The following is a 20,114-nucleotide window of genomic DNA, read 5'->3' as shown; positions in this document are numbered from 1 at the left end:
GGGGCAAACGGCTTCGGTAGCTCTATGATTACTCTAAAAATGGCTTTCTCGTTTATACACCCCTAATTATGCAGTATATCAATAAAGCTTCCATGTCAAAAGTAACTTCCACCATAGCTATAATACTGTGTTGCCTTGGCCTGTCTCTACAAGCCACAACTGCACAGGAAGTAATAGGTAGAGTCCTCTCAAAGGAGCGTACTCCACTGGAGAATGTGCATGTGTTGCTATATAGTAACCAAGACTCCACATTGCTTACGATGGCTGTGACGGATAGTTTAGGTAGGTATGCGATGAAACTTCCAGAGAAGGCGTTCAGCGTCACCTATTCACTCATTGGAGCTAAGCAAGTCACTATCCCATACGATGTCACACTAGAAGCTTACCGAGAGGTGATTATGGAGGATGATGACACTGCACTCGGAGAGGTAGTCGTCTTAGCGCATCAAGTGCGTACTAAGCCGATCGTAGGTGGCATCGAGTGTCGTATTCTTAATCAAGACTTGATCAGCAATCGTACTGCCGTAGATCTTCTTGCCTATGTGCCGATGATCTCAAAGAAGGGATTGGATAGCTATTCCGTGGTGGGAACGGACGATGTCGTGTTCTTTATCAATGGTCGTCGCTCCCTCATGTCCATGTCGGCCTTAATGAGCTATCTAAAAACGCTATCAGCAAGCCAGATCAAATCGATGAAAGTCCTTTATCAGCCATCACCAGAGTATGGCGTCGGTGAACGTACGGCAGTCATCGACCTTGTCATCGAGGACAACAATGTGGGGTTCCAAGGGAGTCTGCGTGGAGAGGTGATCCGCACTAGAAGGTGGAAGGAGACGCTTAGCACGACACTCGTCTATCAGGCACCCAGATGGCAAGTGCAGCTCTACGCTGGGGCTCGTAACTTGAGAGACTATGAGCGGTCTGAGGGAGAGACTCACTACTTGCAGTCGGGAGTGATCAATACCTCCGAGCAGCTCCGAGACACCCGTCGTCATCAATATGACCTCAACTTGACGGGAGAATACAAAATTGCAGAGGGACATACGGTGGGAGCCTCAATAGATCTCTATCGCTATGGAGGCAAGCCGCGTACTACTATAACCGACCGTTATAGTTCCGTCGGCATAGACTCGACCTTCACGGGACACATCAACAGAGACTACGTGGATAGCTACCTAGGGAGCATCATCTACTACCAAGGCAAGCTCCCCCATGGTATGTACTTGACGGCAGAAGTTAGCGGTCTCTGGAGTGACTACCGCCAGACGATGAGCCAACGCTATAATAGGAGTGACCTGCCAAGTCATCCATCCTACTTGGACTACCAGTCTAACCTCCCGATGGCAACGAGTGGCTACTCCTCTAAGACGCAACTATCGATCCCGCTCTCTGAGAAACTATACCTCTATTTAGGCAACAATAGTTCGCTGAATCGGGCTCGCTACAGTGAGACCTACGACATCCGTGTGATCCCAGGCAGCTTTCGTCCAGCAGACCGCACATTGCATTACAGCGAGATGCTGCATCTCCCTTATCTCTTGGCATACTATCAGCTCCCGTATAATATCTCGCTGTATGGTGGGCTGTATGGACAGTATCATAGTACATCGGGGGCTTATGATGATGGTGCGAGGCAACACTATTCCGGGCGATGGTACCTGCTCCCCTATGCCAGTGTATCTTGGCGGCGAGGTGCATTGAGTCTCTCGTATGGCTTCTCCATGAGTAATAACTACTCCTCCTTTGCATCGTACTCTCCCTTTGTCAAGTGGACTGCAATGAATGCCTACACGCAGGGCAATCCAGAGTTGAGACCAGCTCGCTCTATGTTTCACTCCTTGACGGCTCGCTACCGCAACTTTTATGCTCAAGCTTATTACGGAGAGACGCGAGACAACATCGGTAGCTTTGCTATACTGACTCCTGATCGAGTAATTGCGACTAAGAGCTACAACTACGGTGTCGGTCGGTCGCTGAGCCTTTCTATGGGATATGGAGGTAACATCACCTCGTGGTGGTATGCCAATGCTAATGTGTCGGGACGATACACTCGTAATGAGGTGACCATAGCGGGGCTTCCTCAGTATGGGCACAACTACCGAACCTGGATGGCGGACGGCTCCTTCAACAATGCCTTCACGCTTTCAGACCGCTACGACTGGACAGCAGATGTCAACTTCAGCTACTCATCTCCTTACCACTATCTCTACACCACACAGGATGGGATGATGCAATGCAACATCATGATGAGCAAAGGCATTGGTTCCCGTGTGATGCTGACTTTATGGGCATACAAGTCTTGGAGGCAAAGCCTCAGACACGGCATCCACTCGTGGGGCTTATCAGAGAGTCACACACCGGACTTCGATCGGTGGACGAAGTCGTGGGGTGAGGATATGGGCATCTCGCTATCCATCGCATACTACTTCGGCAAGTCATCGCTCAATCAGAAGATCCAAGCGAAGCGATCTGACGCCTCACGCATTATTTCCAGCGATGATAAATAGACACATACACACGACACACTATGCGACATACACGAACGATCAAGAGACTACTACATCTAGCCATCGGACTCCTCCTGTGGAGCGTCATCGCCTCGGCGCAGACGACTGGGGGTGTCATCACGGGAACTATTAGAAATGCAGAGGGAGTGCTCGAGGGAGCCTCTGTCTTCCTTGTCAAGGATCGGGAGACGCAAGAGATCGTGCAGTTTGCTGTGAGCGATGCTGCGGGGGGCTTTACGATGAATGCGCCTGCGGGGAACTATATCTTCGGCGTGAGCTACCTCGGCTATGCGATGCACACGGAGGAGATTAGTCTCACGCCCGATCCGCTCGACCTAGGCACCATTACCCTAGAGACGAGTGCTGAGGAGCTGCAGACGGTGGTCGTGCGGGGGCAGATCGTTGGGGTGCGAACGCAGCCCGACGGCTTTACAGTCGATGTGCGCGAGATCAGGGAGCGCAGCAACGATGCCTTAGACTTGCTCAAGCATATACCGAAGGTGCAGGTGAAGGGTAACCAGCTCGGTATCCTAGGCAAGGAGCAGGTCTTGGTCAAGATAGGCAACGTCTTGCAGCGGGTCGATGCCTCGGAGATTGCCGGTCTCCTCAAGGGTTATGATGCGGGGCTGATAGACCGTGTGGAGGTCATCACGCAACCACCGCTTAGGTACGACCCCGACGGCAATACGGCTATGATCATCTTGCACACCTCCTCTCTCTTTAAGGAGTATATGGGCGGGGTGATTGGCACGGAAGGCATGTATGCCAACAAGGATAGCTATCGCTACGGAGGCTACGGCTCACTGCTTTACAATCGGCGAGGACTCTTCGCATCGATAGCTCCTTCGATCAATTTCAACGGCTCAGACAATCTAGAGGATGTCACCTACGAGGCAAAAGATTATCGCTACCATACTTACACACCCTCGGTGGGGCGCTATGACTATATGGGTGTGCGTGGCACGCTGCAGTACGCCTACGGGGAGAAAAGCCTGCTGGGCGTGGCGCTCTCGTGGAATAGGAAGAAGTACCATAACATCTTCGAGAGTCAGGAGACGACCACGCAGCCGGGTACCCCAGAGCGGGTCGTGGAGAATAGCAACGGCTACCTAGCTACCGAGCCACGCATCACAGCGACCGCTTACTGGGAGGCAACCTTCGGGGAGCGGGGCGGACAGCTCTGGAGTGAGCTATCTTACTTTAACCTAACGAATGACTCGCAGACGACTTACGTAGGTCAGGAATTGCCACAGAGCGACCCTTTCTTAGCTTATAGTGAAGAGCGGGACCTGCGTACCTCGGGGGCGCATCTGAGTAGCGACTACGCTATTTATCTAGATAGTGACAACCGCTACCTCTTAGAGACTGGTATCAAGGGGGCTTGGAGTAGCTCCGCCAACCACCGAGCGCACAACGATGCGGTGAGTCCGTACCCGCTCATACAGCAGCGCAACGACATCGTCTGGCAGGAGTGGAGTCTCTCACCTTATGTCAGCGGTACGCTTCGCCTCAGCGAACAGTGGTGGATGCGCCTAGGTGTGCGCTACCTCGGGGTCAAGTCGCACCTAGCACAGCAAGGGCAATCGATGACCACAATCCCTGAGCTAGACCGCTATGACGACGCTTGGCTCCCAATGCTACACACCAGCTACACCCCCTCGTCGAGGCATCAGCTGACGCTCACGGTCAATAGCTCCATCGTGGAGCCTAAGTTTAGAGACCTCAACCCTTTCGTCTGGCAGGTCAACGAGCGCACCTTTTATCAAGGGAATGCGCAGCTTCGTCCTGAGCTGCGCTACTTACTGGGTGTCGGCTACACCTTCGACCAAGCCCTCTCTATCCGCGGACGCTTGCGGAGAGGACTGCGGCTGATGACTCCTATATCGACTCTGCAGGGCGAGCGGGTCTACACGCAGATGGAGAATGCGCAAAACAGTCTCTTCCTAGGAGCTGAGGCTGGCTACTACTTTGACAAGCTGCGCTGGGTGAGTGCCAACCTTGAGGCGTACTATGGCCGAAGCATCTACACCTCCACACTGCCACAGCTTCCTCCTAAGATGACGGGCAGCGAGTGGGGCTGCAGCGGCTACCTGGACTTTACCTTCAACGAGAGCCGCACCTGGACTGGCTTCCTCTCGGGCGAGTACACGGGACGGCAGAAGACGACGGTCGTCACCCTAGAGCCGCAGTACAATGTAGGACTCGGCATGAGCTACTTCCTCTTGAATAGACGGCTCGCGCTCTCCATCGCTGGACTAAACCTCCTAGTCTCGAATTATAAGGGAGTGAGCCAGTACGACGGCTACAGCGTCACCTTCGACAATAGCTACGACGACCCGACGCTCTACATATCAATCTCGTACAAATTCTCCAACGGCAAGGACACCTCCTCCACCCGCAGCCAAGGTGCACGAGACATCGAGCGCCGCTTCTAGCACACTTTGGACCTTTACAATGCCTATCAACGTAAGAATACAACAAAGAAACCTAGGATAGGATATACGAAGACTCTTTTTTAGCTCATTGAGCAAGTCAGCGAGGATACATTCCTCCTCTGACTTGCTCAATTGCTTTTTACTCCTTTTTTCTTGTTTCATCGCTGTTGCAGTTGGCTTCTCCAACTGTGTACTATTTTAGAAGAGGATAAATTGGAAAGAATGTGGCACAACATTGCAAAGGAGTCAAAGAATTCACTATCTTTGTGTATCCACATGAAAGATCTGCCACGACGAAGTACGAGCCAAGCAGACTCACCTGTGGCATATAGATTACAGACCAATAGACATATCGATTATGAAAAATGATTTCGCAAGTTGGCTGACACCAGGTCAGAGTGTTCTTATCGTATCGAAGGATAGATCCTTCAGAGGTACCTTCCAAGCAGTTTGTGGCGACTACATAGTCCTCGAGAGTCGTCGTGGTGACCAGCATTTCATCCGTGAGGAGCTGATCGAGTCCTTTACGGTTTACAATAGGAGAGAGAAGACTGCTACCAAAGAGATAGAGGTTATCGAAGAGGAGGATCTTCAGCCCGAAGCAAGCACCGAGACAACGCAATCAGATGAAGAGGCGATAGAGAGTCTGCTCTCCCCGCTTGAAGGCTCGATAGACAAGGACAAAACCTACATCTACAAGCCTGGCGATCGCATCCCGCTACCTAACAAGAATCAGCTCAAGTCACACACCTCTAAGCAACAGAAAGCGGGTTCAAATCGATACCCTCGTAACTCTGCCGACAAGCCTACCCTAAGCGAGATCCTAGACGAGATAGAGGCTAATGAGGATCGGAGCATAATACCTGCCGAAGACCTGCTCTTGGTACGTCCTGCAGGAACGATCAAGATGCGGGAGAACATGAAGAAGTACGGCTTTATTGAGGCTTTTGATGAGGAGAAGACAAACTATTGGTTCCCCTTTAATGCACTGACTGACGAAGATCTCAGCGTGACGGACGAGGTAGTTTTTTGCAAAGGGTCTAACGAAAAGGGCTACACCGCCAGTGGTATCGCTTCGCCAGGTACTATACACCGTCTGCTACTCCTCGTAGACCATATCTTGAAGACGAGATACTACAACTTCCCGATCGTATTACCGCTTCTCGAGACGATGCGGGAGCAGTACCCCGAGAATAAGAGCATTCAGGATAAGTATCAGGAGGTCAAGGAGAGACAGGATAGCTACAGTAAGCGCAAAAACAGCGCTGAGTGATCTACTCGCTATAACGCTACAGACTTATGAGACCCTTATACCAATTTACGTCACTCTTTGCGGCACTACTCACATTACTTGCTATGAGTAGTTGCTCGGGGGGAGGCGGTAGCACTTTTACCCAAGCCAGTGGCAAGCCAAACGAGGTGATGCTCGTCATGGATCGTGACTACCTAGCAGACTCTGTCGGCACGGCTGTCAAGGCGATGCTGCGAAGCTACGTACCTGCCATGCCTCAGGTCGAGGAGCAGATGGACGTGACGACGGTCGATCCGAAGGACTTTGACACCTTCCTCCGCTATGTACGCAACATACTGATTGTCGACATCGATGCGGGACGATATACGCAGAATAGTGTCAAGTACGCTTACGACCAGTGGGCACACGGACAGATCGTGGTGACGATACAAAGCCCTTCGCCAGACTCTGTCTGCTTCCTTATGGCAGATCGTGGACGAGCTGTGCTCAACTTATTCGTACGCCACGAGCTAGCGGTACAAGCGAGTAACTTGGTGAAGAACTTTAGCCGCACGGCTGACCAACTAGCCGTGAAGCATATCGGCTACCATCTCAATGCGCCCGAAGACATCGTCTCCTACAAGGTAGGCGAGAACTGTCTTTGGCTTTCCAACAATACGATGCGTCGGCGCACCGATATGTTGCTCTACAAGGTGCCCTACCATGGCGAGGCACTGACTGTGCCTTACCTTGTAGCCCTACGTGACTCGGTCCTCGCAGCTAACGTGCCTGGTCCTGTCGAAGGGAGTCATGCGGTCACAGCTCCTCATATCTTGATGACGAGACGAGTCGCCATCGAGGGGCAGCCGATGCGTACCGAGCTGCGTGGACTATGGGAACTGCGTGGCGGTGGAGCTATGGGCGGTCCATTTGTACAGCATGCTTTCGTCACTCCTAGCGGAGACGAGCTGGTCGTTGCTGAGGCGTTTGTTTACCACCCCAATGAGGCTAAGCGTGATGTGATGCAGCAGGTCGAGGCAGCACTCTTCTCCGTAAGAGCTGACACGGTCGAGCAGTGGGATGCTGATCAAGTAGCCCAGGCACGCTGGACGGCTTATACAACCTATTGAACATTTTATGACTGACAGAAGAATTGTAGTCGGGATAACCCACGGCGACATCAACGGGACGAGCTATGAGCTACTGCTCAAGCTCTTCAATCGCCATGGCGTGACCGACCTCTTTACACCTATTATATATGGATCTCCACGTATCGCCGCTTACTACAGCAAGGCTCTGGAGATGGAACGTGTCTCGTGGCATCTGATCACTAACGCCGAGGAGGCTGAGCCCAACGTGGTCAACGTGATTGACGTGGTAGGGGATGATATCGATGTGACGCCTGGCAAGGTGACCGAGGCAGCGGGAGTAGCCGCTCTGGCTGCCCTAGAGCGAGCCACGAGCGACATAAACCGTGGAGCTATTGATGTGCTGGTCACTTGCCCGATCAATAAGTCGGCTATGCCTCAAGACCGCTTCCCCTACAAAGGGCACACTGCCTATCTAGGCGTGGCTTGCGGACAGGGCAAGGAGCCGCTGATGATCCTTGCAGCATCTTCGGGTCTGCGGGTTGCTTTGGTCTCGACGCATGATCCGATCAGCCAAGTGTCTCAAGTGATCACTCAGAGAAAGGTGATCAAGACTTTGGAGATCCTAGACGAAGCGTTGCGACGTGACTTTTTGATCTCTTCGCCTCGCATAGCAGTCCTCGGACTCAATCCACACGCTGGTGACAACGGACTGATCGGCTCCGAGGAGCTTGAGGTCATCGCACCATCTATTGCCATTGCGCAGCGTGAGATGGGGATCTATGCGTTTGGACCTTTCTCGGCCGATGGCTTTTGGGGGTCGGGAGCTTATCAGCAGTATGATGCAGTCTTGGCTATGTACCATGATCAGGGCTTAGCGCCCTTCAAGTTACTACACCTACACGATGGGGTCAACGTGACGGCGGGTCTACCGATCATACGCACCTCGCCAGATCACGGCACGGGCTACGACATCGTGATGCAGGGCATCGCCAACGAGCAGGCACTTATGGAGTCTATCTACATGGCTATCGATCTCTATCGCCATCGCATAGCTGACGAGGAGGCTCGCAGTAATGTGCTGCCTAAGCTCTACAAGAACAAACGAGGAGATAACGAGTAAATGCAAAGAGCGACAAAGGATATGGAGCGCATCAATGGACTCATAGCTCGCAAAGGGATCAGACCTATGACAGATCGCATAGCCCATGAAGTGCTGGCGCGTACAGACTTTGCCGAGGCTCACTACATGTCTATGCTGGCGATGCTTATGGGCGTCGTCGCAGCTTTCACACTGATCGATCCGATCTCCCTATGGAGTAGCATCGTCGGCTCGGTAGTCATACTGCTGGCTCTGATACTCAACGAGACCGCTTGGTCGATAGAGCGGCAACGTGTCGCGAGACGTACGATCCCGACGCTCGGCAAGCAGATCGTCTTATGGTACACAGCTACCCCGATTGTCATACAGCTGGCTCTCCTCGTCTCCTTGCCGATACGTATCAGCACTTATCCGCCACAAGAGGCAGAAGCTGCGGGAGTGTCGGGTTGGTGGTACGCAGGGCTAGCACTTAGCATCGTCGTACTTTACCTCTATCAGCTACTCATCGAGTACTTCATCAGGTACTATCAGCGCAGCATGTCTGTACAAGTAGAGGCACAGCACTACGCCCCGCTCTTCGCCTACCGATACCAACGAGGATATCAAGCAACCAATCCTAAGGGACCAGAGAGTCTGCGGACCAGGCGTGCGCTCTATCGCTTGCTCACGCTCTGGGAACTCATTCTCCCGTGGCATTATCGTCTGCAGTCCCTACTCTATCGGCATGCGCATCAGAGCGGCGTGCCAGCTCAGTTTGTTCAGCAGATGCCCCAGTATAAGCGCAGCATCGGTGTCACGCTAGGTCTGCTCAGCAACTACAACCGCTGGATACTGCTCGTCCTCACCCTAGCCTTCCGTTGGGAGCTTTGGTATCTAGTTGTGACAGGCGTCGTCATGACGCTGATGACCCTAGGGGTGCAGCTTTACCTAGAGTCGGAGTATCGCAAGCTCTACGAGGGACTTCTCAGCAACCTACATCGAGAGGAGCAACAAGAGTCTCCACAATAGAGCTATGAGTACAGAGGAAAAGCGACTACATATCTACAAAGCTTCGGCAGGAGCGGGCAAGACCCACACCATGACGGAAGCTTTCCTGCGCCATGTCCTGGAGAAGCCTAGGAGTAGTTACCAAGAGGTGCAGGCGGTCACCTTTACCAACCTAGCGACTAGAGAGCTCAAGGAGCGATTCTTCAAGGAGCTCTACACATTGGCGACAAAGCCTCAAGAGTCGCCTTTCTACGACAGCTTTAACAAGGAGGGTTACAGCGATGCGCAGCTATCCACAAAAGCACGCACGGCACTCCAGTCCATACTCTTCGACTATGGCGGGCTACGAGTCAAGACGATCGACTCCTTCTTCCAAGACATCATCCATGCGCTAGCGATCGAGCTCAAGCAGCGTCCCTCGATGCGCATCGAGCTCTCCACAGATCAGATACTAAGTCTAGCTGTGGAGCGACTCTTTGAGCAGCCCTCCCCCATCGCTCAGCAAGCTATCAAGAGCTTTCTGGTCAATCGCAAGGAGAAGTCTATCTACGCCCTGCGAAAGAGCTTGAAGCTCTTTGCCAAGCAGCTATACAACGAGCAGATACAAGAGCACGCCTTCAATGGGGAGAGGCTTTTTGAGCCTCAGACCTACGACAGCTTCGTTCGTGCTGTCGAGAAGCAGATCGTGGTGGTGCAGGAGCAGATCAGGGATCAGGTGGCAACAGCCCGATCGCTCGTCCCCGAGGGGACCAAGCTCCCAGGTGGCAAGAACTCGCCACTGACGAGGCTCACGGATACAACAAAGGATGAGCCGACGATCGGTGCTACAAACTCCTATATAACCGCTACCACCTGGGATAAGTACTTGAAGAACCTAGATGTCACCGAAGCCCTTGACGATCGCTACACCAAAGGCATCGAAGACTCCCCGCTGATCAGCATCTTTCAGACGATACTCCGCCTCTACACAGATCTCTTTACCCTACGTACTGCGATCAGAAATGGATACGAGCTACAGCTCCTCGGAGAGATACAGGAGAATGTCTACAAAGTATCTGAAGAGCTAGGCATCACGCTCCTAGACGATGCTAAGCGACTCATACGTACCCTTGTGAGCGGCGAGGGGAGCACCGCTTTTATCTATGAGCGGCTAGGCACCAAGCTGACGCATCACATGATCGATGAGTTTCAGGACACTAGTCGCTTTCAGTACGAGAACTTCGTTCCACTCCTTGAGGAGGCGCTGAGTAGTTCTGGTGAGATCTTCATCGTGGGTGATGTCAAGCAGAGCATCTACCGCTTTCGCAATAGCGACCCGATGCTCCTGCAAAACGATCTTAGCAAAGACTTCCCCAAGGACCAGCAGACACTAAACCTACCGAACAACTGGCGTAGCGCTCCAGCGATCGTCTCCTTCAACAATCGCTTTTTCTCGCTTCTACCCTACGCCTCCGAGCTCAAGCTAGAGAGTTCTAACCTGATCCAAAAGGTCTACGATCCTGAAGAGGTACACCAAGAGGTCCCCGATCCAAACCAAAATAAGATAGGTGGAGTCTTCATACATCAATGGGAGAAAACGCCCGAGATATCACAGCCAACAGCAGCAACGGAAGAGGACGACAACGCTGAGACGACTCCTCCAAGTCAGCTCCAGACAAAGATCGACTATCTCCTCCGCCATGTCATCCCCTCCATACGAGAGCGTGGCTATAAGCTCTCGGACATCGCCATCCTAACGCCAAATAACGACACCCTCCAGCGCATCGCTCAGGCTATCATCCTGTACAACAAAGAGCTCGAGAACGACAAAAACAAGAACCAGCACCTGCAGCCGCTTGCCTTCGTATCCCGTGAGATGCTCTCACTAGATGCCAACCCGCTCTACCGTCTCATCGTAGAGATCATGCAGAGCGTCCTAGTCAATGCGGGAGCCAGCGAGGAGCTTTACAGCAAGAGCTTCGAGCACCGACTAGCCGTAACGCACTATGCCGAGCTAGCTCGCAGCCTCAGTGACTCACCCGCCTTAGACCTCGCACGTTGCTACCAGGAGGGACTCAGTGCCTCGCTCTATGAGCTAACCTTACTGATCGTAGAGATCGTACGTCCCCTCATCACCTCCGCCGACCAGTCCTACATAGACGCACTCCTAGACACCGTCCAGGACTACAGCCAGGACAACTACGTAGACCTGCAGGGCTTCTTAGAGTGGCTAGAGACTCACACCCCCAGACTAAGCTTAGAGACACAAGACGCCCTGCAGCTCCTCACCATACACTCGGCCAAGGGACTCGGCTTTCCCGTCGTCTGCCTCCTAGAGTACCAGATGAGGCTACTAGAGCATACGGATACCATCTGGTGTCGCGATGAGGAGATAATGGCCGAACTACATAAGCTCCTAGGCGGAAACGTCGAAATCCCCACCCTACTCCCTATCTCCCCCACCAAAGAGGCTCGAAGCACCCTCTTCCGCGAGAAGATTGTTGCCGAGGAGCATCTTGCTCTCCTAGACCGCATCAATGCGTTTTATGTAGCGATGACACGTGCCAAGAGCGAGATGCACCTCATACTCAGTGAGAACAAGGGGCAGTCGGGGACGAGTATCAACTTCGAGCGACTCATTTCTGAACTAGTCACACAAATCCAAGAGCCCGGCCATAATCAAAAACCTGATTTATTGTCACAGGAGACGATCGACCTCCAATGCTCGGAGCTCAAGGCCTCGCCGTCAGAAGATGCGGAGATTAAGCAAAGGATCTTTTACTATCAGACCGATCCTACCACCGCACCGCCTAAGCCTACGACACCCTCCAGCGACACCTCACGGCTCGTCAGCATACCTGGCAGAGAGCAGATAGGAGCTCTAGCCCAGCTACGTGTGCGTCGCTCCCAGAGCGTCTCCTATCAGGCGCAAGATGCCGTGCGCAATGGTCTCTTCCTCCACGCCTTGCTGAGTGAGATCGACTACCTAGAGCACGATGAGCTAGTGAAGCTACTCGATATGAAATGCCTTCAGGGACTCATCCCCCAAGATCAGCGAGACGCTCTCGCTAAGCTACTAGAGCAGGCACTCACAGACCCGAAGATAGCCGAATACTACGATCGAAGTAGCGGGTGGCAGGTGATCAATGAGCGAAGCATCGTCAGACTCTCACAAGACACCGAGAGCGAGACCAGACAAGCCCGCATAGAGCGTCCCGATCGTATCCTGTACGACGAGGAGCAGCAAGCAGTCATCATAGACTACAAGAGCGGTGGCGAGGCGCAGCAGTACACTGAGCGCCACAAGCGCCAGCTGCGTAGCTACCGCAAGGCACTCCTAGAGAGTGGCTTCAAGAGGGTATGCGCCTACCTCCTCTACCTCTCTGCCGATGGGCACCATATCGTCGAGGTAGACTAACCGGAGACCGTTGCATAAAGGCAAATCGCTGTGTTGCTTTCGGGATTCGGCTTCGGTCACATACGGAGGTATGCTCCCTTCAGACCTCACCCTCAGCGCCTTGCGCTTCATCCTTTCTGCAAAATCTGGACAATCTTGCAAGCAAGATTGTGAGACTGTTGACTTTTGCAACAGTCTCAACCGCATCAAGCCACCGTCTTATCTCCTAGCGGCAAGCACTATGCAATAGGTCATAGCAAAAGGTCGCCACGTATATACTACGTGACGACCTTTTGCTATATATTGTACTGCTCTAGAGTACCCGTAGAGCATACGATTGATTTACTCGGCAGCCGTAGCTGTCTCCTCAGCCTGAGCCTTTGGAGCCTCCTCAGCGCCCTCCTCAGCAGGTGCTTCAGCAGCAGGTGCAGGAGCGGGATTCTCAGACTCGATGACGGCGTGATTCTCCGAGATGACGGTAAAGGTGATCGGAACGATCACATCGCGGTGCAGACGTACCTGAGCATCGTAGTCGCCGACCTCCTTGACAGCCTTCTTGATCTGGATGATCTTGCGATCGATCTCGAAGCCCTTCTCAGCGAGTGCCTCAGCGAGCTGGATGTTCGTTACAGAGCCAAAGATGACACCATACTTAGATGTCTTAGCCTTGATCTCTAGGTGTAGACCATCGATCTTCTCGCCAAGAGCCTGCGCCTCCTGCTTGATAGCTTCGAGCTTGTGAGCTCTCTGGCGTAGCTCCTCAGCAAGCATCTTCTTAGCGCTCTCGCTAGCGATGACAGCCTTCTTCTGAGGGATCAGATAGTTGCGTCCGTAGCCGTCCTTGACGGTTACGATATCATCCTTAAAGCCTAGGTTGATAATGTCTTCTTTCAGTATTACTTCCATTGTCTTATCGGTCTCTAGGTGATGATTACTTCATAAGGTCCGTTACGAAGGGTAGCAGAGCTAGGTGACGAGCACGCTTGACAGCCTGAGCTACACGACGCTGGAACTTAAGGCTATTGCCTGTGATACGACGTGGGAGGATCTTACCCTGATCGTTGAGGAACTTCTTAAGGAACTCGGGATCCTTGTAGTCCACATACTTGATGCCAGCCTTCTTAAAGCGGCAGTACTTCTTCTGCTGTACCTCTCCTGGGAGTGGTCTGCTATAACGACCTCTTCTTGTTCTTGCCATGATTACTTCTCTGCTACAGGGTTACTTTTCAGTGAGCGACGCTTCTCAGCATACGCATGGTGGAACTTGTCCTGAGCGATCGTTAGGTAGCGCAGGACCGTCTCGTCACGTCTCAAGAGTGTCTCAAAGGGCTTGATCACTGAGGGCTCAGCGTCAAACTCTATGAAGTGATAGAATCCGGTAGACTTCTTCTCGATGGGATAGGCGAGCTTCTTGAGCCCCCAGTGCTCATCGTTCACAATCGTGGCACCTGCAGAGGTGAGATGTGAGGTGAACTTATCTACCGCTTCCTTCATCTGAGCATCAGACAAAACGGGAGTTAAAATGAAAACGGTTTCGTAGTGGTTCATATATAGTTAGTAAAAACGCTATTGCCTGCAAAGGTACACATTTTTATTGGATAAACAAGCGATCCATTCTGCCGACCCTTAAGAAAATGTTTTGGTTCAAGCGACTCTTATCCGATATCCACGTGGAAATTCTCAAATCTCCACGTGGATATTTTTCATTTTTCACGTGGGCGTGAATCATTTCCTCCGAAGTTTCATTTGATTCCTCCGAAGTTTTATTTCTCGCCTACGTGGAGAATTTTTATTCTTCACGTGGGGATTTGAGAATTTCCACGTGGAGATCGACACTTTCTAAAGCAAAGGCACCCGATCGCTTAACATCTTCACAGCGCCGTAACATTTTCGTCACAGGGGAATAATCCATTGGCCGTAATATTGCAAACGAAAAGGGAGGTCTCCCCGATAAGATCAGAAGGGACCTCCCATTAAGATAGACAACTAACTTACTGATAGAACTATGAATAAGAGTACACTCAAGGCTTTAGCCTTCATCGCCATCGCCGTCATGACTGCCAGCTGTGCAGGCAAAGGTGGTCAGGTGAGAGAACTAGATGCAGCAGGAGCAACCTTCCCACTACCCTACTATACCGAGGCGTTCAAAGCCTATGAGGAGCAGTCAGGTATACATATTAATTATGGTGCTGTAGGCAGCGGTGGTGGTATACGTAGCCTCAAGGACGAAGTGGTGCACTTTGCTGCTACTGATGCTTTTCTATCCGATGAAGATATGGCCGAGATGCCTCGTCCTGTGGTACATATACCGACCTGCATGGGAGCTGTCGTCATCGCTTATAATTGTCCTGAGATCTCACAGCTGAACCTCACGGGCGAGATCATCGCCAACATTTATCTAGGCAAGATAACACGCTGGAACGACCCCGCTATTGCTGCGATCAACCCCGATCAAAAGCTCCCCGACAAGGAGATCTCACCCGTCTATCGCTCCGATGGTAGTGGCACGACGAACGTCTTCAGCGACTATCTAACGAAGGTGAGCACCGACTGGGCTACACAAGTGGGCAAGGGCAAGTCGCTCAAGTGGCCTACTGGTATGGCTGCCAAGGGCAATCCAGGCGTCGCTGGCGTAATCGCGCAGACGGATGGTGCGCTCGGATATGTAGGTAGTGAGTACAGCTTCTCACTAGACATACCGACAGCCATGGTACAGAATCAGGCTGGCAACTTTGTCCTCCCCTCGCTCGAGTCTATCTCTGCAGCAGCTGCTGGCGAGGTTGCACCCGACACACGTCAGATGATCACCAACTCGTCGCACCCTGAGGCTTATCCTATTAGCTGTCTCACCTGGCTCATCGCCTACCAAGAGATGCAGTACGACAACCACTCAGAGGCTGAAGCTGTCGAGACGGCTCGTCTACTCAACTGGATGCTAAGCGATGAGGCGCAGGCTATCACTTCGCAGATCCACTTCGCACCGCTATCCGCTGAGATGATCGCAGCAGCCAAGGCGCAGCTAGCTAAGCTGACCTATGGAGGTAAGCCAATAGACCTAACTAGCTCTCCTAAGAAGTAGCCCCCCCCTTATACACCAGAAAAACAAAAGAAGAGGCTGCTACGGTCTCTGTAGCAATCTCCTCACGCCAAAAGAACGTCTCTCCTCCCCTCTCAACAGTAGTGCCGTCTGGATAGCTCCGATTAATTAGTGAGTCGCATCCGACCTGTACCGCTCTCTATTCGGAGGAGAGATGTCTCTTTACCTTTCTCTCCTACTCCTTATAAATATAAGCTCTGCCTATATGTCTACCCTCGTCCGTAAAGCGTCACGCCCTATCGGTGACAAGATCTTCCGAGGTCTACTCATGAGCTCGGGGCTCCTCATGCTACTGATCTGCCTAGCGATGCTGATCAGTCTGATTAGTAACAGCATGGAGGCCTTTAGTGAGTTTGGCTTCTTTCGCTTCATCTGCTCCTCCGAGTGGGACCCCACGGCTGGGCGAGAGCAGTATGGAGCGTTGCCCTTTATCGTAGGGACCGTGGTCACCTCGATACTAGCCTTGATCCTGTGCATCCCCTTTTCGCTACCAGTGGCGCTTTTCATCGGGGAGTACTTCAAGGGTAAGCGCATCGCTGGCGTCATCCGTTCGCTGACTGACCTACTGGCGGGCATCCCCTCTATCGTGTATGGTCTGTGGGGCTTCTACACCCTTCGTCCACTCATTGATATGATCGATGGTCCTCAGGGCAATGGCTACGGGATCCTCACTTCGGTGCTGATACTGACCGTCATGATCATCCCCTACGCCTCGTCGCTCACGGCGGAGTTTGTCATGCTCACCCCTAAGTCGCTCAAGGAGGCTGCCTACAGTCTCGGCGCCACCCGCACGGAGGTGATCGGATCGGTCATCCTGCCCAACGCACGGAGCGGTATCGTCGCAGCTTATATCCTCGCTCTGGGACGAGCTCTCGGTGAGACGATGGCGGTAACCATGCTGATCGGCAACACGGACAAGGTGCCTACATCGATCTTTGACACAGGACAGAGCATGGCTTCGCTGATCGCTAATCAGTTCAACGAGGCGCACGGACTCAAGCTCAGTTCGCTCATAGCGATCGCTCTAGTCCTCTTCCTCATCACAGCCATCATCAACGGCATTGTGAAGATTATCCTAAACAAGAAACGAGCCTAAACAGACCATGGCATCACTCAAAGTAAGACAGGGCTGGGACCGCACGGTCTATCTAGTCAATATCGTACTCGCCTGCATCACCGTCATACCGCTCTTTCTCATCATCGGCAAGATCGTCCTAGAGGGGTACCAGCAGATCAACTGGGACTTCTTTACTAGGACGGCACCGACAGCTGTCGAGGCGATGATGGCTAAGCGCGCCAACACGATCGAAGGCTCTCACACGATACTCCCAGGCGGTATCGCTAATGGTATCGTCGGCACCCTTATCATGACCCTCGTAGCCTCTATCATCGCTATTCCTATAGGACTCCTAGGCGGTATCTATCTTTCGGAGAATAGATCCACACGCCTCGCCAATGTAGTACGCTTCGTCACTGACCTACTACAAGGCACCCCCTCGATCGTCATCGGTATCATCGTATACGCTTGGGTGGTACTACCGATGCGAGGCTACTCGGCTCTAGCGGGTGCTGTGGCTCTGGCGATCATGATGCTACCGCTCATCATACGCTCTACCGAGGAGACGCTGGCGCGACTGCCTAAGTCCTTCAAAGAGTCGGCGCTCGCTCTCGGATGCTCTTACCGCAAGATGGTGCTTAAGATCCTCCTCCCCTCTGCTATGGGTGGTCTGCTGACAGGCGTCCTGCTAGCTGTGAGTCGTATCATCGGCGAGACGGCACCACTCATCATGACCGCTCTAGGCAGTGCCCGCATATCGTGGACGCTCGACACGCCTTCGTCGGCCGTGCCGCTACTCATCTGGGAGTTTTACAGTGATCCCAACCTTCAGGAGATGATCTGGAGCTCTTCGCTCTTTCTCCTACTCCTAGTGCTACTTCTAAACTTTATCGCCAAGCGTATCTCCGACCGGACACGCTACTAGTAACTTCTTTTTTGTCCAAAGCATGACTCCAAACTCTATACAGACGACAACGCCCGAAGTGGTCCTCCAGCTAGACAACGTAAGCATCTGGTACACTCCTGAGAAGAGTGCCGTGACCAAGGTCTCTGCGGAGATCTACGACCACGAGATCACCGCCATCATGGGCCCTAGTGGTTGTGGCAAGAGTACCCTGCTACGTGCCATCAACCGCATGCACGAGCTTTACCCAGGTATACGTACCGATGGGCGCATCCTCCTACAGGGAGAGAATATCTTAGAGAAAGACCCGATGGTCGTCCGTCGTATGGCGGGAATGGTCTTCCAGCAGCCGAACCCCTTCCCGACGATGAGCATCGCCGACAATGTGATGGCGGGCTACAAGCTCAACGGCATCAAAGTCTCCAAGGCGCAGCGCGAAGAGATCCTCACCACCTCTCTGCAGTCGGTCGGACTCTGGGAGGAGGTCAAGGACAGACTAGACAAGCGTGGCTCCTTCCTCTCGGGCGGACAGCAGCAGCGACTATGCATCGCTCGCGCCTTGGCTCTGCGTCCTCGGCTACTCCTGATGGACGAACCTACCTCCGCACTAGACCCGATAGCGACCAATTGCATCGAGGAACTGATCCTAGAGCTCAAGAAGGAGATAGCCATCCTCATCGTCACACACAATATGGGGCAGGCCGCACGCATATCCGACCGCTCGATGTTTATGTACCTCGGTGAGCTGGTCGAGTATGACCGCACCGACAAGATGTTTACCAACCCCAGCGATCAGCGCACCGAGGACTACCTACAGGGCAACTTTGGATAAAACATCGTACCTTAGATCTGCCATACAGACAGACACTCACACTATCAAGTAAAAACGTAACTGTCACAACCTATGTCACCCAATATGGATCACCACGTCGTCCTGATCAAGGAAGACTTCAACGTACTCAACAAAGTGATCGCTCGCCAAGTAGAGATCATACAGCAGCTCCTCAGCGGGATCGTCGAGCCTGACGACTACGAGCACATCGAGATGAATGAGACGATCATAGATAGCCTAGAGGTCAAGATAAGGAGCGAGGTCATCAACGGGATCGTACTCTATACCCCTCGTGCCTCTGAGGCCAGACGTATGTTTGCCCTACACGATATGACCAGCTACCTAGAGCGCATAGGTGATCTGCTGCTCAATGTAGCCAACTTCACCCGTACGATCGACTCTAGTAATGGACTCTACCTTCAGTACACTGAGACGCTACAGGAGATGCTCTCGGAGACTTATCAGATGGTCACCGACGCGGTCACCTCGTTCTTTGCCGGAGACTCAGACCTCTCACGACGAGTCATCAGTCGAGATACACATATAGACGATCTACACTATCAGATCAATGACTCACTGCCTCAAGCACTCCTAGACTCGGAGCTAAGCCCCGATGTAGACTCCATACAGGCTTCACTAGCGATCAGCAGCATAGCCTACAATCTAGAGCGCATCGGAGACAATGCGACAAACATTGCCGAGGCTGCTATCTTCCATTCAGAAGGCAAGAACCTGCTGCACGCTAAGAATCAAAAAGTAGAGATCCCCACCGAACAAGAGCTAGAGAACTATGGACAAGAAGAAGTTTAAACTCCTCCTCGTTGATGATGAGGAGGATCTCCGTGAGATACTTACCTTCAACCTTGCTGGCGAGGGATACCAAGTCTCCACAGCAGCCAACGCTGAGGAGGCACTCAAAATGCCGCTCGAGGAGTATCACCTACTCATCCTCGATGTGATGATGCCTGGCATGAGCGGCTTCAAGCTTGCTGAGCTCATACGACGGGATAAGAAGCTCACCACGCCCATCATCTTCCTCACTGCCAAGGGTACTGAAAACGATCTTCTCACGGGCTTTAACATCGGAGCCGATGACTATATGGCGAAGCCCTTCTCCATCAAAGAGCTACAAGCACGCATTCAGGCTATCCTCATGCGCTCCCTGCAGGGCGGACTAGACTTCGAAGAGAGTCAGATAGAGATCGGCACGCTCCTCATTGACCTAGATGCCAAGCAGGTCTTCATCAATGGCGAGCCTATCGATCTAACCAAGAAGGAGCTCGAGATACTCATCCTACTGGCACGCGACCCCAGCAAAGTCTTCTCACGCGAAGAGATTCTCGATCGCATATGGCGGGAAGATGTATTCGTTATGGAGCGCACCATCGACGTACATATCACCCGCATACGCAAGAAGCTACGTGGTAGCGGGATCAAGATCATCAACCGCTCAGGCTTCGGCTATTGCCTCGTCGAGGAGGAGGCACAGTAGTTCCTA

General features: G+C 52.6%; 16 protein-coding genes. 13 read left to right on the top strand and 3 right to left on the bottom strand.

Going from position 1 to position 20,114, the window contains the following annotated elements:
- The first annotated feature begins 293 nt into the window (after positions 1-293).
- The 7 genes from PORAS_RS06345 to PORAS_RS06315 all read left to right on the top strand — a co-directional run bounded on the left by PORAS_RS06345 (position 294) and on the right by PORAS_RS06315 (position 12,747).
- Complete coding sequence (locus PORAS_RS06345) at positions 294-2,507, top strand: outer membrane beta-barrel protein (RefSeq protein WP_004331628.1); 2,214 nt, start codon at positions 294-296, stop codon at positions 2,505-2,507.
- A gap of 20 nt (positions 2,508-2,527) precedes the next feature.
- Positions 2,528-4,942: an outer membrane beta-barrel family protein gene (locus PORAS_RS06340; RefSeq protein ID WP_013760618.1), complete on the top strand. Its 2,415-nt coding sequence runs from the start codon at positions 2,528-2,530 to the stop codon at positions 4,940-4,942.
- A gap of 358 nt (positions 4,943-5,300) precedes the next feature.
- Positions 5,301-6,215, top strand: a complete 915-nt coding sequence (locus tag PORAS_RS06335; protein WP_013760617.1) for a hypothetical protein — start codon at positions 5,301-5,303, stop codon at positions 6,213-6,215.
- A 26-nt stretch (positions 6,216-6,241) separates the two neighbouring features.
- The gene (locus tag PORAS_RS06330) at positions 6,242-7,303 is read left to right on the top strand and encodes a DUF4837 family protein (protein ID WP_013760616.1); all 1,062 of its coding nucleotides are present in this window, start codon (positions 6,242-6,244) and stop codon (positions 7,301-7,303) included.
- A gap of 7 nt (positions 7,304-7,310) precedes the next feature.
- Positions 7,311-8,384, top strand: a complete 1,074-nt coding sequence (gene pdxA / locus PORAS_RS06325) for a 4-hydroxythreonine-4-phosphate dehydrogenase PdxA (RefSeq protein WP_013760615.1) — start codon at positions 7,311-7,313, stop codon at positions 8,382-8,384.
- Between the two features lie 21 nt (positions 8,385-8,405).
- Entirely contained in the window at positions 8,406-9,371 is a 966-nt protein-coding gene (locus tag PORAS_RS06320; protein ID WP_013760614.1) for a hypothetical protein, read from the top strand.
- A gap of 4 nt (positions 9,372-9,375) precedes the next feature.
- Positions 9,376-12,747: a UvrD-helicase domain-containing protein gene (locus tag PORAS_RS06315; protein ID WP_013760613.1), complete on the top strand. Its 3,372-nt coding sequence runs from the start codon at positions 9,376-9,378 to the stop codon at positions 12,745-12,747.
- Between the two features lie 321 nt (positions 12,748-13,068).
- Here the strand turns inward: PORAS_RS06315 and rplI are convergent, their stop codons facing one another.
- From rplI to rpsF, 3 genes are read right to left on the bottom strand one after another with little or no spacing between them, the layout of a single operon-like run.
- Positions 13,069-13,632: a 50S ribosomal protein L9 gene (rplI, locus tag PORAS_RS06310; protein WP_013760612.1), complete on the bottom strand. Its 564-nt coding sequence runs from the start codon at positions 13,630-13,632 to the stop codon at positions 13,069-13,071.
- Positions 13,633-13,657: 25 nt separating this feature from the next.
- The gene (gene rpsR, locus PORAS_RS06305) at positions 13,658-13,924 is read right to left on the bottom strand and encodes a 30S ribosomal protein S18 (protein WP_004331634.1); all 267 of its coding nucleotides are present in this window, start codon (positions 13,922-13,924) and stop codon (positions 13,658-13,660) included.
- A gap of 2 nt (positions 13,925-13,926) precedes the next feature.
- On the bottom strand, positions 13,927-14,274 hold the full coding sequence (rpsF, locus tag PORAS_RS06300) for a 30S ribosomal protein S6 (RefSeq protein ID WP_004331666.1): 348 nt from the start codon (positions 14,272-14,274) through the stop codon (positions 13,927-13,929).
- A gap of 457 nt (positions 14,275-14,731) precedes the next feature.
- On the opposite strand from rpsF, the gene pstS reads away from it, so the two are divergent.
- The 6 genes from pstS (at position 14,732) to phoB (ending at position 20,108) form a co-directional block, all read left to right on the top strand.
- Positions 14,732-15,805: a phosphate ABC transporter substrate-binding protein PstS gene (gene pstS, locus PORAS_RS06295; RefSeq protein WP_013760611.1), complete on the top strand. Its 1,074-nt coding sequence runs from the start codon at positions 14,732-14,734 to the stop codon at positions 15,803-15,805.
- 223 nt (positions 15,806-16,028) lie between these two features.
- Positions 16,029-16,919 (top strand): phosphate ABC transporter permease subunit PstC, encoded by an 891-nt coding sequence (pstC, locus tag PORAS_RS06290; RefSeq protein ID WP_004331605.1) that lies wholly within the window; start codon positions 16,029-16,031, stop codon positions 16,917-16,919.
- A gap of 7 nt (positions 16,920-16,926) precedes the next feature.
- Complete coding sequence (gene pstA / locus PORAS_RS06285) at positions 16,927-17,805, top strand: phosphate ABC transporter permease PstA (protein ID WP_013760610.1); 879 nt, start codon at positions 16,927-16,929, stop codon at positions 17,803-17,805.
- 22 nt (positions 17,806-17,827) lie between these two features.
- Positions 17,828-18,616 (top strand): phosphate ABC transporter ATP-binding protein, encoded by a 789-nt coding sequence (locus PORAS_RS06280; protein WP_004331615.1) that lies wholly within the window; start codon positions 17,828-17,830, stop codon positions 18,614-18,616.
- 72 nt (positions 18,617-18,688) lie between these two features.
- On the top strand, positions 18,689-19,426 hold the full coding sequence (locus PORAS_RS06275) for a phosphate signaling complex PhoU family protein (protein WP_013760609.1): 738 nt from the start codon (positions 18,689-18,691) through the stop codon (positions 19,424-19,426).
- The gene (gene phoB, locus PORAS_RS06270) at positions 19,407-20,108 is read left to right on the top strand and encodes a two-component system response regulator PhoB (protein ID WP_013760608.1); all 702 of its coding nucleotides are present in this window, start codon (positions 19,407-19,409) and stop codon (positions 20,106-20,108) included. Before PORAS_RS06275 ends, phoB begins: the two co-directional genes overlap by 20 nt.
- Positions 20,109-20,114: the final 6 nt, after the last annotated feature.

The sequence above is a fragment of the Porphyromonas asaccharolytica DSM 20707 genome, from assembly GCF_000212375.1.
GTDB lineage: Bacteria > Bacteroidota > Bacteroidia > Bacteroidales > Porphyromonadaceae > Porphyromonas > Porphyromonas asaccharolytica.
This window is presented reverse-complemented; position numbering and strand designations above follow the sequence as displayed.

Excerpts from the sequence above, each read along its gene's own strand:
- PORAS_RS06345 (WP_004331628.1), top strand. The coding sequence starts at position 294 with ATGAAACTTCCAGAGAAGGCGTTCAGCGTCACCTATTCACTCATTGGA.
- PORAS_RS06340 (WP_013760618.1), top strand. The coding sequence starts at position 2,528 with ATGCGACATACACGAACGATCAAGAGACTACTACATCTAGCCATCGGA.
- PORAS_RS06335 (WP_013760617.1), top strand. The coding sequence starts at position 5,301 with ATGAAAAATGATTTCGCAAGTTGGCTGACACCAGGTCAGAGTGTTCTT.
- PORAS_RS06330 (WP_013760616.1), top strand. The coding sequence starts at position 6,242 with ATGAGACCCTTATACCAATTTACGTCACTCTTTGCGGCACTACTCACA.
- pdxA (WP_013760615.1), top strand. The coding sequence starts at position 7,311 with ATGACTGACAGAAGAATTGTAGTCGGGATAACCCACGGCGACATCAAC.
- PORAS_RS06320 (WP_013760614.1), top strand. The coding sequence starts at position 8,406 with ATGGAGCGCATCAATGGACTCATAGCTCGCAAAGGGATCAGACCTATG.
- PORAS_RS06315 (WP_013760613.1), top strand. The coding sequence starts at position 9,376 with ATGAGTACAGAGGAAAAGCGACTACATATCTACAAAGCTTCGGCAGGA.
- rplI (WP_013760612.1), bottom strand. The coding sequence starts at position 13,632 with ATGGAAGTAATACTGAAAGAAGACATTATCAACCTAGGCTTTAAGGAT.
- rpsR (WP_004331634.1), bottom strand. The coding sequence starts at position 13,924 with ATGGCAAGAACAAGAAGAGGTCGTTATAGCAGACCACTCCCAGGAGAG.
- rpsF (WP_004331666.1), bottom strand. The coding sequence starts at position 14,274 with ATGAACCACTACGAAACCGTTTTCATTTTAACTCCCGTTTTGTCTGAT.
- pstS (WP_013760611.1), top strand. The coding sequence starts at position 14,732 with ATGAATAAGAGTACACTCAAGGCTTTAGCCTTCATCGCCATCGCCGTC.
- pstC (WP_004331605.1), top strand. The coding sequence starts at position 16,029 with ATGTCTACCCTCGTCCGTAAAGCGTCACGCCCTATCGGTGACAAGATC.
- pstA (WP_013760610.1), top strand. The coding sequence starts at position 16,927 with ATGGCATCACTCAAAGTAAGACAGGGCTGGGACCGCACGGTCTATCTA.
- PORAS_RS06280 (WP_004331615.1), top strand. The coding sequence starts at position 17,828 with ATGACTCCAAACTCTATACAGACGACAACGCCCGAAGTGGTCCTCCAG.
- PORAS_RS06275 (WP_013760609.1), top strand. The coding sequence starts at position 18,689 with ATGTCACCCAATATGGATCACCACGTCGTCCTGATCAAGGAAGACTTC.
- phoB (WP_013760608.1), top strand. The coding sequence starts at position 19,407 with ATGGACAAGAAGAAGTTTAAACTCCTCCTCGTTGATGATGAGGAGGAT.